Origin of the sequence: Halosimplex rarum, assembly GCF_047715405.1 — an archaeon.
GTDB lineage: Archaea > Halobacteriota > Halobacteria > Halobacteriales > Haloarculaceae > Halosimplex > Halosimplex rarum.
In genome coordinates this window covers 4072031-4090030 of sequence record NZ_CP180412.1, presented here as the reverse complement: position 1 = coordinate 4090030, position 18000 = coordinate 4072031, and the positions used below count along the sequence as shown (strand labels likewise).

Sequence of the window (18000 nt, the reverse complement as noted above, 5' to 3'; positions counted from 1 at the left end):
TGGAGACGACGTGTCCGCGAGTGTCGACAGCCACCGCTCGACTGTGGCCAGTTCCCGAGTACCGTCCGCCGGGGTGCGGGGATGAGCCTGCTCGACGTCGAGGACCTCGTAGTGCGGTACGAGACGCGAGACGGGCCGCTCCACAGCGTGAACGGCGTCTCGTTCAGTATCGACGACGGGGTCAACTACGCGCTGTCGGGCGAGTCGGCGTCGGGGAAGTCGACGACCGCGAAGGCGATCCTCGGGCTCTTGCCGGACCACGCGGAGATCGAGTCGGGCGAGATCGAGTTCGAGGGGCGGGACCTGCGGTCGCTGGCGCCGTCGGAGCGACAGGACCTCCTCTGGGAGGAGATCGCGTTCATCCCGCAGACGGCGATCGACGCGCTCGACCCGGTGATGACCGTGGGCGCGCAGATCAGACAGGCGATCCAGACCCACCGAGAGGTGTCGGACCGGAACGCCCGGCGGCGCGCACGCGAACTGTTCGAGACCGTCGGACTCGACCCCGAGCGCGTCGACGACTACCCCCACCGCTTCTCGGGGGGCATGCGCCAGCGGGTCGTCATCGCGATGGCGCTCGCGCTCGACCCGAAGCTCATCATCGCGGACGAGCCGACGACCGGGCTGGACGTGATCGTCCAGGACAAGATCATCGACAACATCCTCCAGATCCAGGAGGAGACCGACAGCTCGCTGTTGCTGATCACCCACGACCTGAGCGTCATCGCCGAGACCTGCGACGAGATGTCGGTGCTGTACGGCGGGAGCGTCATGGAGCAGGGGAGCATCGACAACCTGCTGTTGAACCCGTCGAACCCGTACACGATGGGGCTGAAAAACGCCTACCCGGCGCTGGACGACGGCGGCGACAACCTCGTCTCGGTCCCGGGGAAACCGCCAAACCTGGACTCGAAACCGACCGGGTGCGTCTTCGAGCCGCGGTGTCCGTTCGCGGACGAGACGTGTGCGACGACCGACCCGGCCCTCGAAGACCTCCCCTACCGGAACCAGCGCGTCGCGTGTCACAACGCCGACCGCGCGACCCGGATGCGCCGCGAGGCCGAGGACGCCTCGACGTGGGGCGGGGGCGCCGCCGGGTCGCGCCCGGACGACGGCGAGGTCCTGCTCGAAGTCGAGGACCTCCGGAAGTGGTACGAGCGCTCGGAGTCGCTGCTGGGTCGCCTCCCCATCGGCGGCGTCTCGCCGTCGGTGACCGGCCTCTCGAACAGCCTCCGCCGGTGGTACGAACAGCGCGGCGAGATCATCAGCGAGGTGCTCGGCGACGGCGAGTCGCACGTCCGCGCCCTCGACGGCGTCTCCCTGTCCGTCGCGCGCGGCGAGATCCTCGGCGTCGTCGGCGAGTCCGGCTGCGGGAAGTCGACGCTCGGGCAGACCCTCGCGCTCTTGGAGGAGCCGACCGGCGGCGGATTCAGGTTCGACGGCCGCTCGCACGAGTACTACCAGGACGGGAACCTCCGGTCGTTCCGACAGCGGCTGCAGATCATCTTCCAGAACCCCTACGAGTCGCTGAACCCCCGGCTGACGGTCGAGCAGCTAGTGAAAGAGCCGCTGACGATCCACGGCTACCGACTCGACGAGCGCCACGAGGCCGTCCGGGAGACGCTCGAACGCGTCGGGATGGCGCCCGCCGAGCGCTTCCTCGAGAAGTACCCCAACGAGCTCTCGGGCGGCCAGCGCCAGCGCGTGGCGATCGCGCGGGCGCTCGTCATCGACCCCGACTTCCTCGTCTGCGACGAGCCGGCGTCGATGCTCGACGTCTCGCTCCAGGCCGAGGTGCTCAACCTGCTCCGGAGCCTGGCGAACACCGAGGGGATCGGCGTGCTGTACATCTCTCACGACCTGGCGAGCCTCACGCAGATCGCCGACCGACTGTCGATCATGTACCTCGGGCGGTTCGTCGAGGAGGGGCGGACCGAGCGCATCGTGACCGACCCGAAACACCCCTACACGGAGGCGCTGCTCTCGGCCGTTCCGGAGACCGACCCGCGCGGGAGCCGTGAACGCGTCGCGCTCGACGGGAAGCCGGCGGATCCGGCGGGGTTACCGACCGGCTGTCGGTTCGCCCCCCGCTGTCAGAAGTCGACTGACCGCTGTCGGGCGGAAGAACCCGAACTCGACGCCTGGGCCGGATCCGACCACTCGGCGGCGTGTTTCCACCCCGCGGAAGATCCGGTGACGGGCGAGCCCGCGCGCGTCGGCGGATCGGCCGACGACTGACTCCGCGGGTGGGGACGCCGCTCACCGAGTCGCCCGGACGAGCAGTTTGAGATTGGCGAACGACTCGATCTCGCCGTCCTCGTAGGTCAGTTCGAACGTCTCCACGGCGCCGGGCGGCGGGTCGTCGAACGCGGCTTCGATACGCTCGCGGCGCTCGGCTGGGGCGTCGACGTTGGCGACCCACTCGTCGTAGTCGAGCGTCTTGGTCACGACGCGCGACGTCTCGACGGTGAACCCCCCCGACTCGAGCCACTCGATCCAGTCGGCGACGGCGTGCGAGCGGACGTGCGTCGGGTCGCGGACGCGCTCGACGGTGTTGAGAAAGTCGTCGAGTTCGTCGTCCGCGGGCGCGACGTTGTCTTCGAAGGCGAAGGTCCCGCCGGATTCGAGGACGCGCGCAACCTCGGCCACGAACGCCGCTGGGTCCGGGAAGTGGTGGGCGGCGATGCGACAGGCCACCGCGTCGAACCCGTCCTCGGCGAACGGCAGTCGCTCGGCGTCGCAGACGACGCCCTCGACGACTGGAAACGCCGCCGTCGCGGTCGCGACCATGTCCGGCGCCGCGTCGGTCGCGACGACTCGCTCGACGCTCGCGTCGACCAGCGCACCGGCCGTGTGGCCGGCACCGGTGGCGATATCGAGACCGCGCTCTGCCGACGCGCACCACTCGCCGAGCTGGTCGAGGTCGTCGCCCGCGCGGTGGACCTCGCTGTCGAGGTACGCCGCCGCGTGGTCGCCGAAGTGCGCGGCGGTCGAACGCTTCCGGTCGCCGCCATCCGAGTCGCCCCCGTCAGCCATGTCTCCCACGTCCGGTCGCTCGGACTAAGCTGTTCTGGCCGCGTCCGTGAGCCGCCCGCTCGCGCTCGATAGGCCGCGATTACCGCACGCTCGCAGGCACGCAGACCGCCCAGCGCAACCGCGCCGCTCGATCGCCCGGCCGACGCCCGGAACCGACCTCGGGTTTTTCCGGGGCAGCGACCGTGGCTCCACCATGGCCCAGCGCTCACTGCTGTACTCCCCGGGCGACGACCGCGAAATGCTGGAGAAGGCCGTCGAGACCGCCGCCGACACCGTCATCTTCGACCTCGAAGACGCGGTCGCGCCCGATTCGAAGGACGAGGCGCGGCGAACCGTCCAATCGACGCTCGACGCCCTCGACGACCCAACACCGAGTATCAGCGTCCGCGTCAATCCGTACGACGGGCGGGGCCGCGAAGACGTCGACGCGGTCGTCGGCGACGTGCGAAATCCGCCCGATAGCATCTTGCTCCCGAAGGTCGACGACGCCGAGGCAGTCGAGGCCCTGCACCACCACCTCGCGGAACTCGACGCGGGCGACGTCGACATCGTCCCGCTGATCGAGACGGCGGCGGGCGTCATCTCGGTAGAGGAGATCGCCGCCGCGCCCGGCGTCACCGCCGTCGCGTACGGCGACCAGGACTTCACCGCCGACATCGGCGCGACGGTGACCGACGACAAGACCGAGTCGCTCTACGCCCGGCAGAAGACGGTCGTCGCCGCGGCCGCCGCGGGCGTCGACGCGCTCGACACCGTCTACACCGACATCGCAGACACCGACGGCCTCCGGGAACAGACGGCGTTCGTCGTCGAACTGGGCTTCGACGGGAAACTCGCCATCCACCCCGACCAGGTCCCGGTCATCAACGAGGCGTTCACCCCCGGCGACGACGAACTCGAATGGGCGGAGGCGGTGCTCGCCGGTCAGGAGCAGGCCAGCGAGGAGGGGGCCGGCGTGTTCACCGTCGACGGCCAGATGATCGATCCACCGCTGGTCGAGCGCGCTCGGAAGATCGTGGACCGCGCCGAAGCGGCCGGGATCCGGTGAGCGGCCGCGGCCAGACGAGCACGTCGGGGCCCGACGAGTACTTCGGGCGCGTCGAGCCATCCGACACCCTGCGGGTGCGATAGTCACTAACACGGCCCGCCCCAAGGGCCGTCGATGGACCGCTCGAAGCAAGTGTACGAGGCCGACGCGAGCGGCTGGCAGCGCGGCCTCTACGACGACGTCGAGGCGACGCTCCGCGCGCCGACGGTGAACTCCATCTGGCGGATCCAGATGCACCACGTCCCCGAGTTCCTCCGGTACGCGTGGGGACAGATCAAACCCGTCTACCAGACGCGCGAGTTCGCCGCGTTCAGCGTAGCCTACCGGGACACCCTTCTCTCGGGCGTCGACGATGGGCTCCCGCGGTACGACCCAGCGTCGGTGGACGTGTCCCCGAGCGCCTTCACCGAACTCCGGGGTCAACTCGCCACGTTCGACGCCGTCAGCCCGCGGCTGATCGTCCTGTTCAAACTCATGTACCGGCTGCTAAACGGACGGTCAGTGGGGTCGGACGCCGGTGACGCGAGCGCCGCGACCGCGCCGTTCCCCGAGTGGCTCGACGACGGGCGCGGTCGCCCTCCGACGATGCTGTCGCAGGACGACGCCCGAGCGGTGCTCCCCGAGGACCTGGAGGCGTCGCTCGGCGACATGGTTCCGAGCATCTACCGCGTTCTCGCGCAGTGGCCCTCGTACCTGGAGCGGGCGTGGACCGACCTCGAACCGATGTTCCGGGGCGAACCATACGTGGCCGCCCAGACCGACGCGCTGGAACTGGCGGACACCTTCCTCGACAGGCTCCCGTACACGCCGCGAGTCGACCCCGACGCGCTCACCGAGATGGGCTTCGACGACGAGACGATCTCTGAGGTGCAAGACCTCTACGAGACGTTCATCGACGTGGGGACGAGAGTTGTCCCGCGGTTGCCGGTCTTCGCGGCGACCGTGGACGCCGCGGGGGAGCGCGACGCGCTGACGTTCCCCGAGTAGGACCACCTTCGCAGGCCCTGACGTGGTCGAACTACGCGACGACGTGCTCCGAGGCGATCCGCTCCATCGCGTCGCGGAGCCGCTCGCGGTAGGTGTCGACGTCGTCGCCCTCGATGGGGGTGCCGTGGATCGGGGCGACGGCGTTCACGTCGTACTCGGCGAAGATGTCGTCCAGCGTCCGTTCGACCTTCTCGGGGGCGACGTAGCGCAGCCAGACGAGGTTGTCGCGGTGGTACTCGTAGATTCGCTCCGCGGGCGTCACGTCCGGGAAGTCGCCCGACAGATAGTCGCACTGGCCGGGATCGTGGTAGTTGCCGAAGCCGTCGGCGGTGAACAGCACGCCGTCGCCGTGGTCGTAGATCCACGTCGTGTGCGACCGGTCGGCCAGCGGCGGGTCGATGAAGCTGAACTCCCGGCCCTTGACCGTCAGCGACCCACCGATGTCGCACTTTCGGGCGTCGGGAAGCCCCTGCTGGGCGGGCGAGGCCGACGACGCGACGAGTTCGACGTCCTCGGTGTCGCCGCCCAGCGGCGAGACGTTCGCCGCGTGGGGGTAGTCGGAGTGCGACAGGATGATCGCGTCCGGTCCCTCGCCGTCGGTCGCCTCGTCGACGGCCGCTGTGATCTCCTCGCGGTGGTAGAACGATCCCGAGTCGATCAGGACCGTGCCCTCCGGCGCGCGCAGGAGGTACAGCGAGACGTGCTCGTGGCTCCCCTCGTGGTCGTAACACTGGTTGATCCACTCGACGCGGTCCGTGACCTGTACCGTCATGGATGTCCTCCGTTGGTGCTGTGTGCAGTCATCTGATCACCCGAGCGTCCCGATGCGTCCCTGGTCGTCGATGGTCCGGGTCACGTCTTTCATCAGTTCCATGTAGTCGGTGGCGTCCTCGCGGATGACGAGGCCATGGGCCGGCGCGATTATCTCCGGATCGAACTTCTCGACGAGGTTGTCGATCTCGACGTTGGTCTTCTCGACGTCGACGTACTGGTACCAGAAGAGGACGCGGCCGTGGAACTCGACGAGTCGGCTGGCGTCGAACTCCCCCTCCAACTCGTCGACGAACGTCAGCTTCTCGTCGTCGAGGTGGATGAACCCCATCCAGTCGACGGGGAACAGCGTCTCCGTCTCCCGCTCGGTCATCCACACCGAGACGGGCGCGTCGAGGAACGTCGCCTCGTGGAACGCGACGACCCGGTCCCCGAGGTCGATCTCGTCGCCCTCGGTGACGTGGATCCCCTCGTCGAGGTGGTACAGTTCGTGGTCGTTGCCGTAGCCCGGCGCGACGAGCGTCGTCTCGGGATGTTCGTCGAGGATCGCGAGCGCGTTTCCGGCGTGTGGCACGTCCGGATGGGAGACGACGAGGTAGTCGAGCCCGCGGTCGCCCACGAGGTCGTCGATGGCCGCGAGGATCTGGTCGGTGCTCGCCGGCGACAGCGTGTCGAACAGCAGCGTCTCCTCGCCGCCGTCGATCAGGTACGCGCACTGGGGGACGTACGCCTCCCGCCCGGCCTCGTACCATTCGGGGTCGCGGTCGGCCAGGTCCCACGACTCGGTTCGGTCCGGCCCGGCCTCGTATATCCAGTGGACGCCGGGCGCGATTTCGCGTGGCATGTGATCGCAGGTGGCGAGGAACGCACTAAAGCCGTAGTGACGGTTCGCGGACCCCTACTTAACTGCCGATGATGACCGGCCGCCATCGGGAGCACCTTCAGGCCCGCGTCTGCGGAAGGGTCGACCGTCATGACCGGAAACGGAGCGGACGGTCCCGCCGCGAGCGGCGCGGCGGGCCGCACGCCGAAACTCGACCCGCTGTTCGACCCGGACTCGGTCGCCGTCGTCGGCGCCAGTCCCGACTCGTTCTACTCGGGCAACCTCGTGGACAACCTCCTCGACTACGGCTTCGACGGGACGCTCTACCCCGTCAACCCCGGCCGGGACGAAGTGTGGGGCCGCGAGTGCTACGACGATATCGACGACGTGCCCGAGACGGTCGATCTCGCCGTCGTGAGCGTCCCGCGGGAGTACGTCGTCGACGTGGTGCAATCCGCGGGCGAGCGGGGCGTCCCGACGGCGCTCGTCCTCACCGCTGGGTTCTCCGAGGCCGACGAGGAGGGGGCCGAACTGGAGGCGAGACTCGCCGAGACGGCCGCCGACGCCGGCATCCGCGTCGTCGGCCCGAACTGCATCGGCGTGATGAACGCCCGGGGCGCGACGCTCACCTCGACCTGTTCGCGCAAGCCGGAACCGGGTCGCATCGGCCTCGTCAGCCAGTCCGGCGCGCTGGCGTTCACGACCTTCTTCGAGCGGGCGGCCGACCGGGACCTGCACTTCAGCCACATCGTCTCGACGGGCAACGAGGCCGACCTGACGCTGACCGACTACGTCGCCTACCTCGCCGAGCAAGACACCGTCGACGTGGTCTGTACCTACGTCGAGGGGATCGACGACCCCGAGCGATTCATGCGCGTCGCCGAGCGGGCGACTCGCGGCGGGACGCCCGTGCTGACGGTGAAGATCGGCCAGTCCGACCTCGCCGAAGAGGCAACCCTGTCGCACACCGGGTCGCTCACCGGCAGCGACGACGCGTGGGCGGCGGCGTTCGACCAGACCGGCGTCCAGCGGGTCCCGGACATCCCGGACCTGCTCTCGCGGGCGACCGCCCACACCGCCTACGACGAACCCGACGGCGACCGCGTCTGTATCGCCTCGACCAGCGGCGGCCTCGCGAGCCTCCTGGCGGACATGGCCGCCGAACGGGACCTCGCGCTCCCCGACATCGACGGTGAGACCGAGCAGACGCTGCTCGACATGGACGAACTCCTGACCTACGGGGAGTTCCACAACCCCGCGGACATCCGCGGCTACGGCGCGGAGGTGCTCCCGGCGATCGCCGACGCCGTCCTCGCCGACGACGCCTTCGACGCCTACGTCTTCGCCATCGGCCTCCCCGGCGTCGACGAGCGCGCCGAGACCATCGCCGCCGACCTCGAAACCATCGTCACCGAGGCAGAGGCGCCCGTCTACGTGCTCTGGACCGGTCGGAAGGAGCCGGACGACCCGACGGTAACGCCGCCCTACGCCCGGCTGCGCGAGTCGGTGCCGGTGTACGAGGATCCCGGCCGCTGCCTCGACGCGGTCGCCTCGACGACCGAGTACGTCGCCGACCGCGAGCGGTTGGCCGACCAACCGTCCAGAGCCGACCTCGCCGCGGACCGCGCGGAAGAGGCGGACGCGCCGGACTTCGACCTTCCCCGCGGTCGCGTCCTGACGTGGGAAGCGACCGAGCCGGTACTCGACGCCTACGACGTGCCCGTCGTCGAGACGCGGGTGGCGACCGACGCCGACGAAGCCGTCGCGGCCGCCGAAGCGGTCGGCTACCCGGTCGTGCTGAAGATCGACTCGCCGGCGCTCCCCCATCGGACTGACATCGGCGCCGTGGAACTCGGTCTCGACTCGCCCGAGGCGGTCCGCGAGGCGTACGCGGACGTGATGGACGCAGCGCTGGCGCACGCCGACGCGGACGACGTGGCGGGCGTCCTCGTCCAGCCGATGGTCGGCGACGGCGTCGAGGCCATCCTCGGGGTCGTGCCGGGCGACGTGTTCGGGTCGCTCGTCACCGTCGGACCGGGCGGCGTCCTCGTCGAGGCGCTCGACGAGAGCGCGACGCTCGTCCCGCCGTTCTCGCGGGCCGACGCGCGCCGTGCCGTCGAAGGCACCGCGCTCGCGACGCTGCTGACCGACCGTCGCGGGGGCGAGGCGCTGTCCGTTGACGCCGTCGCCGACCTGCTCGTGAACGTCGGGAACCTGGCCGCCGCCGTCGACGCGGTGGCCGAACTCGACCTCAACCCGGTCGTCGTCACTGAGGACGGACCTATCGCGGTCGACGCGCTTCTCCGGACGCGCGACTGAACGGCTTCTTTTCCGGGAGCGTTCTGCAGTTCGCGGAGTCAGTTTCGCACCGACGAGCCGAAAAACAGGAAGCGGCGGCGATAGACGGGCTGCTACGGCGTCGCTTCGTCGCTGACGACTCCCGAAACCGTCTCTTCGTGCTCCTCGGCGTACTGCTCCAGCAGTTCGCTCTCGACGTCGTCGACGGGGAAGTAGCAGGCCGCCTCGTGGTCTCCGTCCTCGAACACGTCTCGGGCCGGTTCCTCACCGCGACACGCTTCCCGGGATTTCGGGCACCGTGGCGCGAAGTTACACCCGTCGGGGAGGTTGACCGGGTTCGGCGGTTCGCCGGGCAACAGCACCCGCTGGCGGTCGACGTCGGGGTCGGTCTTCGGCGAGGCCGCCAGCAGCGACGCCGTGTAGGGGTGTTTCGGCGTGCGGACGACGTCTTCGGTGGCCCCGAGCTCGGCGATCTTGCCGAGGTACATCACCGCGAGGCGGTCGGCGATCTGCGTGAGGCTCGCCAGGTCGTGAGAGATGTATACGATGCCGATGTCGCGGTCGTCGGCCATGTCGCGGAGGATGTTGAGGATGTTGGCCTTCAGCGAGACGTCGAGCATCGACGCCGGCTCGTCGCAGATGAGCAGCTGCGGTTCGAGCACGAGCGCCTGCGCGATGGCCACGCGCTGGCGCTCCCCGCCCGACAGTTGCGCCGGGAGCTTGTCGAGGTACTTCTCGGCCGGGTCCAGCCCGACGTCCTCGATCGTCTGCCTGACCCGTCGGTCGATGGTCTCGCGGTCGTGGCCCTGGATCTTCAGCGGTTCCGAGACCGCCGCGCGGACCCGCTGGCGCGGGTTGAGCGAGTCGAAGGGGTCCTGGAAGATGAACTGCACCTTCGAGCGGAATTTCCTGGTGCTCTCGGCCAGTAGCTCGTCGACCGGCGTCCCGTCGATGTAGATCTCGCCGCCGGTCCGCTCCTGGAGCGCGGCGATCACCTCGGCCAGCGTCGACTTCCCACAGCCGGACTCGCCGGCGACCCCGAGGATCTCCCCCTCGCGGACGGTGAGGTCGACGTCGTTGACCGCCTTCACGTAGTTCGGTTCCCTGCCGCGCAGGTCGTCGAGGATGCCCTGGGGCTGTCTGAACCACTTCTCGAGGCCGTCCGTCTCGAGGATGACGTCGCCGGGACCCGCCGACCGATCGCGTTCCTCGCGGGCCTCGATCCCCCAGGTCTGGGGGTCGTCGGCCTCGCCGCGCATCTCGTCGGCCTCGTCGGTGTAGTAACAGGCCGACAGCTGTCCGTTGGCTTGGACGAGCGGCGGATGGGCCTCCTCGCACTGCTCGGTGGAGAACGGACACCGGTTGCGGAACACGCAGCCGGTCGGCTCGCCGATGAGGTCCGGAAGCGACCCGGGGATCGAGATGGCCTGCTGGTCGAACTCGTCGACCTCCGGGAAGGCGTTTTTCAGCCCCATCGTGTAGGGATTGGTCGGCGTGCGGAAGACGTGGTCCGTGTCGCCCTGTTCCATCACCTTCCCGCCGTACAGCACCGACACCTCGTCGCACGACTCGGCGACGACGCCCACGTCGTGGGTGATCATCAGGAGCGAACTCCCGGTCTTCTCCTGGATCTCCATCAGTTTGTCCATGATCTTGTCCTGGACGATCACGTCCAGCCCGGTCGTCGGCTCGTCCGCGATGAGCAGGTCCGGGTCGAGCGCGAGCGCCATCGCGATGGTGACGCGCTGGCGCATCCCGCCGGAGAACTGGTGGGGGTAGTCGTCGGTCCGGGCGGGGTCGAGGCCGACCATCTCGAACACCTCGGCGACGCGCTCGTTCGCGCTCGCCTTCGACACGTCGCGGTGTTTGCGGATGGCCTGGCGGATCTGCGCGCCGACGGACATCACGGGGTCGAGCGAGTCCATCGCGCTCTGCGGGATGTAGGCGATGTCCTCCCAGCGGACGGACATCCAGTCCTTCTCGGAGAGGTCGATCATCTCCCGGCCGTCGAAGCGGATGCTGCCCGAGCGGATATCGCCGTTGGGGTCGAGCAGCCCGAGGATGGACTTCGCCAGCGTCGACTTCCCGCAGCCGGACTCGCCGACGAGCCCGTAGGTGTCCCCCTCGTCGATGGTGAAGGAGACGTTGTTGACCGCGTGGACGTCGCTGCCCGGCATGCGATACGTGATCTTCACGTCGTCAACTTCGAGTAGACTCATTCTTGCTCCGTTTGTAGGTCGGGGTTGACTATCTCCTCGAACGCCCGGCCGACCAGGAAGACGGCCGTCGTGATGGCGCCGATACCGATCGCGGGCGGCAGGACCCACCACCAGGCGACGCGGATAGCGCCCGAACGGAACACCTGCTGGAGCATCCGGCCCCAGGAGGTGGTCGTCGGGTCGCCGAAGCCGAGGAAGGCGAGCGACGCCCCGGCGACGATCGACCAGCCGACGGCGTAGGCGGTGTACAGGAAGCCGATCCCGAGCACGTTCGGCGCGACGTGCAGGAACATCGTCCGCAGGTGACCGGCGCCCCTCGCGCGGGCCGACTTGACGAACGTCCGCTCTTTGACCGTCATCACCTCCGAGCGGATGACCCGCGCGGGCATCTTCCACAGGAAGACGACCAGCACGGCGGTGATCACCCAGATGCTCGGCGTGATGAACGAGAGGATCACCAGCGCCATCGGCAGGAACGGCAGCGCGAACGTCAGGTCCGTCAGCCGCATCAGGAACTCGTCGACACGGCCGCCGAAGTAGCCGCTCGTGAGGCCGACGAGGAAGCCCAGCACGCCCGTCCCGACGCCGCCGAACAGGCCGACGATCAGCGTCGGTCGCGCGCCGGCGAGGAACTGGCTCAGGACGTCCTTGCCGAACGACGTCGTGCCGAGTATCGCCTTCCCGCCCGGCGACTGCAGGCGCATCATCGTCCCGCCCCGTTGCAGGGTGTCTTCGATCGGGTGGTACGGAGCGATGTACGGCCCGAAGACACCGAGGAACCCGAACACGACGATGATAACGAAGCCGACCTTCGCCGCGTTGTCCTCGAGGACGACGCTCAGCGTCCGTCTGGCGCGCCCGAGTTCCGAGCGGAGTCGGTCCTTCGCGGTGTCGGTGTCGAATGCGTATCCTGACATCAGACGTCACCTGCCTCGACGGTCGGGTCGAGTTTCGCGTACGCCACGTCGGCGGTGAGGTTCATCACGATGACCGCCAGCGCCATGATGAACACGGCCGCCTGCACCGTGGGGTAGTCCTGGTTGAGGATAGCCTGGACGAGCGCGCGGCCGATGCCCGGCCACGCGAAGACGACTTCCAGCGTGATGACGCCCTGGAAGAGCATCCCCGTCCGGAGCGCGAAGTACGTCACCAGCGGTAGCAGGGAGTTGCGGCCGGCGCGGCCGAGTTGCTCCATGTCCGAGAGGCCCTTCGCGCGGTGGAGCATGAGGAACTCCGAGCCCTTCCGCTCGACGACGGAGTTGCGGGCCAGCATCAGGAAGTCGCCGCTGTAGAACAACACCGTCGCGCTGAACGGGAGGATGTAGTGTTTCAGGAAGTCCACCGAGAGGTACGTCTCGAGGTACCCGTCCGGGTTCGCCAGCGAACTGCGCATCCCGAACGCCGGGAGCCAGTTCAGCCCGTAGGAGAAGATGATGAGGAAGAAGATGCCCGTCACGAAGATCGGGACCGCGCGGAAGACGGTGGTCACGACGATGCTCGACTGCTCGAACCACGACCCGCGGTTCCACCCGGCGTACATGCCGGCGAGCGAACTGACGATCGCCGTCACGACGAGCGCGGGCAACAGCAGGACCATCGTGTTCATCAGCGCGGGAACGATGATCTCCCCGACCGGCCGCTGCTGGGTCAGCGAGATCCCGAACTGGAACGTGAACAGGTTCTGGATGTACTTGATGTACTGTACGTATATCGGTTCGTCGAGCCCGTACATCGCGCGGACGTCTTCGACTTGCTCCGGTGTGAGCGCGCCCGAGGCGACGAGCCCGCTGAACGGGTCGGCGGGCAGCAGTCGGAGCGTGGCGAAGATGACGCTGACGGCTATCAGCGTCAGCACCGCGGCGATGAGGGTTCGTTTTATCAGGAATCGTCGAAAGCTCATGGTGGATGAGGGCCCTTACGAGAAGTCCGGCTGGTCGAGGTCAGAGCGGCTCGCGTGGCCGTTCTCGACGCGTTCGGCGAAGGCGTCCCAGGCGTCGCCCTGGGGGCAGACGAGCATGTCGTCGCCGTTGAAGGTGTAGCCCGCCTGCTGGAGCAGCGTCCGGGCCTGGTCGACGTCGTACTCGTACGGTTCGACCTCCGTGTAGTAGGGGTTCAGCAGCGGCGTGATCAGGTTCTGGCCCTCGATGGCAGTTCCCCGGCCCCCGAGCGTGTTGTCGACGAATCCCTGCTTGTCGACGGCGTGGCTCAGCGCCACGCGGAACGTCTTGTCCCGGAACAGCGGGACGATGTGGTTGAGGTGGACGTCCGTGGGGACGTAGTTCTCCGAGATCTGTTTCTCGACGCCGCTCGAATTGGCCGCGCGTTCGGCCTGCTGGTTCGAGACCGTGGTCCCGATGGCGTCGATGTCGCCCGACTGCATCGCCCCGATGAGCGTCGAGACGTTGCCGACGTTGGCCTCGACCATCCCGTCGATGCCGTCGCCCGGGACGAAGTGCTCTTCGCCCATGATCTCCCGGCGGGTGTCGTCGTCCCACAGCCAGTGGTTCTCGTGTTTCGTGAGGCGGAGTTCCTCGCCCTGCGACCAGCTCTCGAACTGGAACGGACCGGTGCCGACCGGGTTGTCCGGGTTGTGCTGCCCGGGGCTGTCGATGTCGTCCCAGTGGTGTTTCGGGATGATCGCGCTCCGGACCGCCCGCTGGGTGAGAAACGCCGCGTCGGGCTGTGTGAGGTTGAACCGGACGCGCCCGCCGCCGTTCTCAGAGAGCACCTCGACGCTCTCGATCGGGGTGTAGAACGGCCCCTGCTGGGGCGCCGTGTGCTGTTGGTACTTCTCGACGCTGAACTTGACGTCCTCCGGGGAGAACGACTCGCCGTCGTGCCAGGTGACGCCCTCGCGGAGGTCCATCTCGACTGTCGTGTCGTCGACGACCTCGTGGCCGGTCGCCAGCCCGGGGACGATCTCCAGTTGCGGCGACGCGTCGTACAGCCCGTCGTAGACGTTCAAAAGCCGCTTCTCTTCCTGTCCGCCGCTGGACCACGGGAGGTTCGTCCCCTGCATCCCGGAGGTGACGCCTTTCACCCAGGTCGTCGAATCGCCCGTGGGCTGGAGGTTCACCTGCGTCCAGATGAACGAGTCACGGGTCGTCCCGTTGCCGGGCGTCGGGACGTACCCCTCCCAGTTCGCCGTGTTCGCGACGTTGATGACGTCGGGGAAGTTCGAGGCGATGACGTACGCGTCCTCGCTGAGCTTCTGCTGGATCTCGTGACAGATCTCCGCGCGCGCCTGCTGGTCGCCGATGGTCTGGGCCTGCTCGTCGAGGAGCTCCGTGATCTCGTCGTTCTTGTAGTTGTAGTAGTTCCCGCCTGTCGCCGGGTGGGCCCGCATCAGGAACGGGTTCGGGTCCAGCCCGCGCTGGGGGTCCGGTCCGTGGAGGTTCATCACCACGGGCACGGGGTGACCGATGTCGGCCCGCCAGAACTCACCGTAGCGAGTGCTCGGCTGCACGTTGACCAGGTTGACCGGCACGCCGATGTCGTTGAACGACTGCTGTGTCATCAGCGCGTGCTCGCGCATCCACGGCGTCTCCGCCTGCGCGAAATGTGTGTCTACTTCGGGGACCGCCTCGCCCTCTACCATGGTGTACTCGAACTTGACGGCCTCGTCGTTGACGTCGACGCCTTTCGTGTCGACCGGCCACTCGTCCCAGAACCGCGACTCGATGGAATTGCCGTCGCCACCGCCGCCACCGCCGCCGTCACCACCGTCGCCGGCGGTTCCGTCCCCGCCGTCACCGGCAGTCCCGTCGCCACCGTCACCGGCAGTTCCGTCGCCGTTCTGATCGCCTGGGCAACCCGCCATCCCTGCGAGTCCTGCCGCGCCCGCGATCCGAATGAATCGTCGTCGCGATGTCTTCCCCGTCTCGATCTCCAAGGGTCTGTCCTGCACCATTGCACCCGTGGCTTTCGATGGGACTTGCCTGAACCTGCCCCCGATGGGGCCCAATCATCATCATCCTTTATTAGGTACCCCGATATCGGGGGAAGGTACCACGGGGCAGAACCCGGAGAGTGGTGGCCCTCTCGATAGACATTCTCACGGTCACTAAATGTGCTCGCATCGACACTCCTCGAGCGAACGGGGCAGCGAAAGGTTCGATTACGTCTCGTCGGCGTCGCCGTTCGGCGCGTTCTCGGAGACCGAGAAAATCAGGTCGAAGACGTGTTTCTCGGCGAGACGCAGGCGTTCGCTGAGCGTCGACTGGGCGATGTCGAGTTCGGTGGCGATGTCGTCGGCCGACGCCCGTCGCGGCACGTCGAAGTACCCCAGCCGGTGAGCGGTCCGGAGGACGGTCAGCTGGTCCTGGGAGAGTTCGTTGCGCAGTACCCGCCCGAGCTGGCCGCTTCCGAGCGCCTCGCCCGTGGTCTCGACCTGGTTCACGCTCAGGAGTTCGAACCGCCCGAACTGTTCCTGGATCCTGTCCGCGAGCGTCCGGAACGACTCCCACTCCTTGACCGTGACGACCCCGTTGGAGTGGCCGTCGTGGAGTTCCAGTCGGTTCGGGATCGCCTGTCCCCGCAGTATCACACCGAGGAGAAAGGGATACGGCTCGTGTGCGACGACTGTCAGCCGGTAGGTCCGCCGGTCGGCCGACTCGTCCGACACTTCCTCGTGGTGGAACAGGTCGACCCGCGAGAGCGCCGCGAGCACCGACTCCGGGTCGAACGGGGTCCCGGTCGTGACGAGCAGCGACTCGATCCAGTTTCCCTCGTCCGCGTAGAAGGCGTTCTCGAACTCGATACGCCGGACGTCTGGGATCCGTGCCATCAGCTCGCTGACGACGCCTGACGCGCTCGTCTGGAACTCGATGCGGAGAATCTGGATCACCCTGGCCGCGTATCGAGCACGTTACCACGACTCATATTTAACCCTTTAGTAAAGTCGGAAGAAAGTGTCGCTGTCTGACCGATTCTGCGAGTTCGGACCGAATCCGCAGTCCACGAACGCGACGCATTCCCGTGCCAACTCGTCGAAAGCGGAGTGGGTCCCCGTCACTCAGCCGAACGCGGAGTGAGTCCGCGAGGCCCGTCAGTACCGCTCGAACCCGTCGGTGTCGAGGTAGTTGTGCGCCACCGTGATCGCGTGGTCGGCGTGCAACGCTTCGGGACCCAGCCGGACCCGCTCGTCCGCAGCCTCGGCCAGCAGGTCCGCTTCGCGATCCGCGAAGTCGTGGTGGTCCGAGAGCACGAACACCGGGTCTGCGGGCGGTTCGACGTCGACGACGGGGTCGCCGTTCTCGTGGAGGTGGACGACGGTGCCGCCGCGGGCGGCGTCGTCGAGCGTCGGTTCGAAGCCGCGGCGAGTGAGCGAGACGCCGGGCGAGGTCTCGACGGGCTGGTGGCCGATGGCCTCCTCGCGCTCGGCGAGGGCGTTGCGGACGAGCGCGGCCGTCGAGCGCTCGTCGGGGTTGAGCCGCCGGAGCCGACTGCCGTCGAAGGTCACCGTGAACTCGTCGCGCAGGACGAGGTGGACGCGGACGTCCTCGCGGATGTCGTGGGAGAGGAAGAATGCGGAGGTGACGCAGCGACAGAGGACGTCGAGGCGGCCGGCGCCGCCGGCGATGTCGTCCAGCGCGAAGTCGTCGGTCGTCGGCGCCTCGTGCCCGAGGACGATGAACTGGCGCATGGCCGACCGGACGGGCGATCCGGATAAACCTCCGTCGAAGCCGCCGCGAGCGCGAAACCGTTATTCCGGCGGGCCGCTCACTCCGGAGCGTGCATCCGCTGGTGCGAGTCGTCGGCGTCGTCGCGCTCCTCTGCGCGGTGGTCGGCCTCGGCGTCCACTACGACGCGACAGAGGACGACCACAGTCCGTATCCGGAGAGCGACGCGCTCGCGACCGACTACGGGGCCCACGTCGGATCGGACGGGTTCGTCATCGGAACTGTCGAGCGCGTCGACGCGACCGCCGACCGCGCGACGATCAGTGTCGAATCAGACGAGGGGGACTTCGAGATGACCGTGGAGGGATTCACCGAGCGCGTCCAGTCGGGCGGGGTCGTGCAGGTTCACGGGACGCTCGGGGCGGACCATACGTTAGTCGCCGCGAACGTCGAAGTCGTCAATCCGGCCGGCGGGTCGAAGCCGTACAAGTACGCGGTCTCCGCCGTCGGCGCGGTCCTCGTCCTCGCGGCTTTCTTCAGGAGGTGGCGATTCGACCCCGAGGGGGTCGCATTCGAGACGAGACCCGATGGCGGGGCCGAGGCGGAGCCGGACAGGGGATCCGAGGTGAGCGCGGATGGCTGATCTGCTGACCCACGTCCTCGCGGTGTACGTTCTGCTCACGGTGGCGAGCTGGCGATTCGAGTCGCTCACGCCGCGGTGGGTCGCCGTCGGGATGTGCGGCGGCGCGATTCCGGACCTCGTGAAGACCGAACTCGTCCTCGACTCGGCGGTCGTCGAGGGGGTGCTCGGCGTCCAGTTCAGCTACGGCCCGGTGAGCACACTGGGCGGCGTGCTCCTGATCGCGGCGGCGATCACGCTCGTATTCGCCCGCCGACACTGGCGGCACGCCTACGCATTTCTGGTCGTTGGCGGCGTCACCTCGCTCGTTCTCGACGGGCTCCGCGTCTACGCCGACGGGCGCGCAGGCCCATGGCTTTACCCGTTCACGTGGTGGCGACCCCCGACGCCCAGCCTCTACGTCACGTCCGACCCGCGGATCGTTCTCGTCGCCATCGCCGTCGCCGGCGTCGTGTTCGCGGTCGATCGGAATCGGGGGGACGCGACGACCGAGGACCGTCAGAACCCGATCGAAGCGGATCCGTGACCGGAACGGCTATTTCCGGGGCGAATAGTCA

Annotated in this window: 15 protein-coding genes; 6 read left to right on the top strand and 9 right to left on the bottom strand. The window is 68.1% G+C overall.

The genetic code is table 11. The features are described from left to right. The first annotated feature begins 81 nt into the window (after positions 1 to 81). A complete protein-coding gene (locus tag ACMGFH_RS19470) occupies positions 82 to 2238 on the top strand; it encodes a dipeptide ABC transporter ATP-binding protein (protein ID WP_415380243.1) in 2157 nt (718 codons plus the stop codon). Positions 2239 to 2259: 21 nt separating this feature from the next. On the opposite strand, the gene ACMGFH_RS19465 is transcribed toward ACMGFH_RS19470, so the two are convergent. Then, positions 2260 to 3036, bottom strand: a complete 777-nt coding sequence (locus tag ACMGFH_RS19465) for a class I SAM-dependent methyltransferase (RefSeq protein WP_415380241.1) — start codon at positions 3034 to 3036, stop codon at positions 2260 to 2262. Between the two features lie 193 nt (positions 3037 to 3229). Between ACMGFH_RS19465 and ACMGFH_RS19460 the strand changes: the two genes are divergently transcribed. Together ACMGFH_RS19460 and ACMGFH_RS19455 are read left to right on the top strand one after the other, a co-directional pair. After that, positions 3230 to 4084, top strand: a complete 855-nt coding sequence (locus tag ACMGFH_RS19460; protein ID WP_415380239.1) for an HpcH/HpaI aldolase/citrate lyase family protein — start codon at positions 3230 to 3232, stop codon at positions 4082 to 4084. Between the two features lie 114 nt (positions 4085 to 4198). Beyond that, a complete protein-coding gene (locus ACMGFH_RS19455; RefSeq protein WP_415380237.1) occupies positions 4199 to 5071 on the top strand; it encodes a halocarboxylic acid dehydrogenase DehI family protein in 873 nt (290 codons plus the stop codon). A gap of 31 nt (positions 5072 to 5102) precedes the next feature. Here ACMGFH_RS19455 and ACMGFH_RS19450 read toward each other — a convergent pair whose 3' ends face one another. Beyond that, on the bottom strand, positions 5103 to 5843 hold the full coding sequence (locus tag ACMGFH_RS19450) for an MBL fold metallo-hydrolase (RefSeq protein ID WP_415380235.1): 741 nt from the start codon (positions 5841 to 5843) through the stop codon (positions 5103 to 5105). Positions 5844 to 5879: 36 nt separating this feature from the next. Beyond that, the gene (locus ACMGFH_RS19445) at positions 5880 to 6686 is read right to left on the bottom strand and encodes an MBL fold metallo-hydrolase (RefSeq protein WP_415380233.1); all 807 of its coding nucleotides are present in this window, start codon (positions 6684 to 6686) and stop codon (positions 5880 to 5882) included. Positions 6687 to 6815: 129 nt separating this feature from the next. On the opposite strand from ACMGFH_RS19445, the gene ACMGFH_RS19440 reads away from it, so the two are divergent. Then, positions 6816 to 8984 carry an acetate--CoA ligase family protein gene (locus ACMGFH_RS19440; RefSeq protein WP_415380230.1) on the top strand — a complete coding sequence of 723 codons (2169 nt, stop codon included), beginning with the start codon at positions 6816 to 6818 and terminating at the stop codon, positions 8982 to 8984. A gap of 92 nt (positions 8985 to 9076) precedes the next feature. On the opposite strand, the gene ACMGFH_RS19435 is transcribed toward ACMGFH_RS19440, so the two are convergent. From ACMGFH_RS19435 to trmY, 6 genes are all read right to left on the bottom strand, one after another. Then, positions 9077 to 11182 (bottom strand): dipeptide ABC transporter ATP-binding protein, encoded by a 2106-nt coding sequence (locus ACMGFH_RS19435; protein ID WP_415380228.1) that lies wholly within the window; start codon positions 11180 to 11182, stop codon positions 9077 to 9079. After that, positions 11179 to 12099 carry an ABC transporter permease gene (locus ACMGFH_RS19430; RefSeq protein WP_415380226.1) on the bottom strand — a complete coding sequence of 307 codons (921 nt, stop codon included), beginning with the start codon at positions 12097 to 12099 and terminating at the stop codon, positions 11179 to 11181. Before ACMGFH_RS19430 ends, ACMGFH_RS19435 begins: the two co-directional genes overlap by 4 nt. Further along, the gene (locus tag ACMGFH_RS19425) at positions 12099 to 13082 is read right to left on the bottom strand and encodes an ABC transporter permease (protein ID WP_415380224.1); all 984 of its coding nucleotides are present in this window, start codon (positions 13080 to 13082) and stop codon (positions 12099 to 12101) included. Before ACMGFH_RS19425 ends, ACMGFH_RS19430 begins: the two co-directional genes overlap by 1 nt. Positions 13083 to 13097: 15 nt before the next feature. Further along, entirely contained in the window at positions 13098 to 15002 is a 1905-nt protein-coding gene (locus ACMGFH_RS19420) for an ABC transporter substrate-binding protein (protein WP_415380223.1), read from the bottom strand. A 297-nt stretch (positions 15003 to 15299) separates the two neighbouring features. Beyond that, a complete protein-coding gene (locus ACMGFH_RS19415; RefSeq protein WP_415380221.1) occupies positions 15300 to 16028 on the bottom strand; it encodes a helix-turn-helix domain-containing protein in 729 nt (242 codons plus the stop codon). Between the two features lie 201 nt (positions 16029 to 16229). Continuing rightward, on the bottom strand, positions 16230 to 16826 hold the full coding sequence (trmY, locus tag ACMGFH_RS19410) for a tRNA (pseudouridine(54)-N(1))-methyltransferase TrmY (protein WP_415380219.1): 597 nt from the start codon (positions 16824 to 16826) through the stop codon (positions 16230 to 16232). A gap of 89 nt (positions 16827 to 16915) precedes the next feature. On the opposite strand from trmY, the gene ACMGFH_RS19405 reads away from it, so the two are divergent. Both ACMGFH_RS19405 and ACMGFH_RS19400 read left to right on the top strand, forming a co-directional pair. Further along, positions 16916 to 17446: a hypothetical protein gene (locus ACMGFH_RS19405; protein ID WP_415380217.1), complete on the top strand. Its 531-nt coding sequence runs from the start codon at positions 16916 to 16918 to the stop codon at positions 17444 to 17446. Next, a complete protein-coding gene (locus ACMGFH_RS19400; RefSeq protein ID WP_415380215.1) occupies positions 17439 to 17969 on the top strand; it encodes a metal-dependent hydrolase in 531 nt (176 codons plus the stop codon). Before ACMGFH_RS19405 ends, ACMGFH_RS19400 begins: the two co-directional genes overlap by 8 nt. The last annotated feature ends 31 nt before the right edge of the window (positions 17970 to 18000 follow it).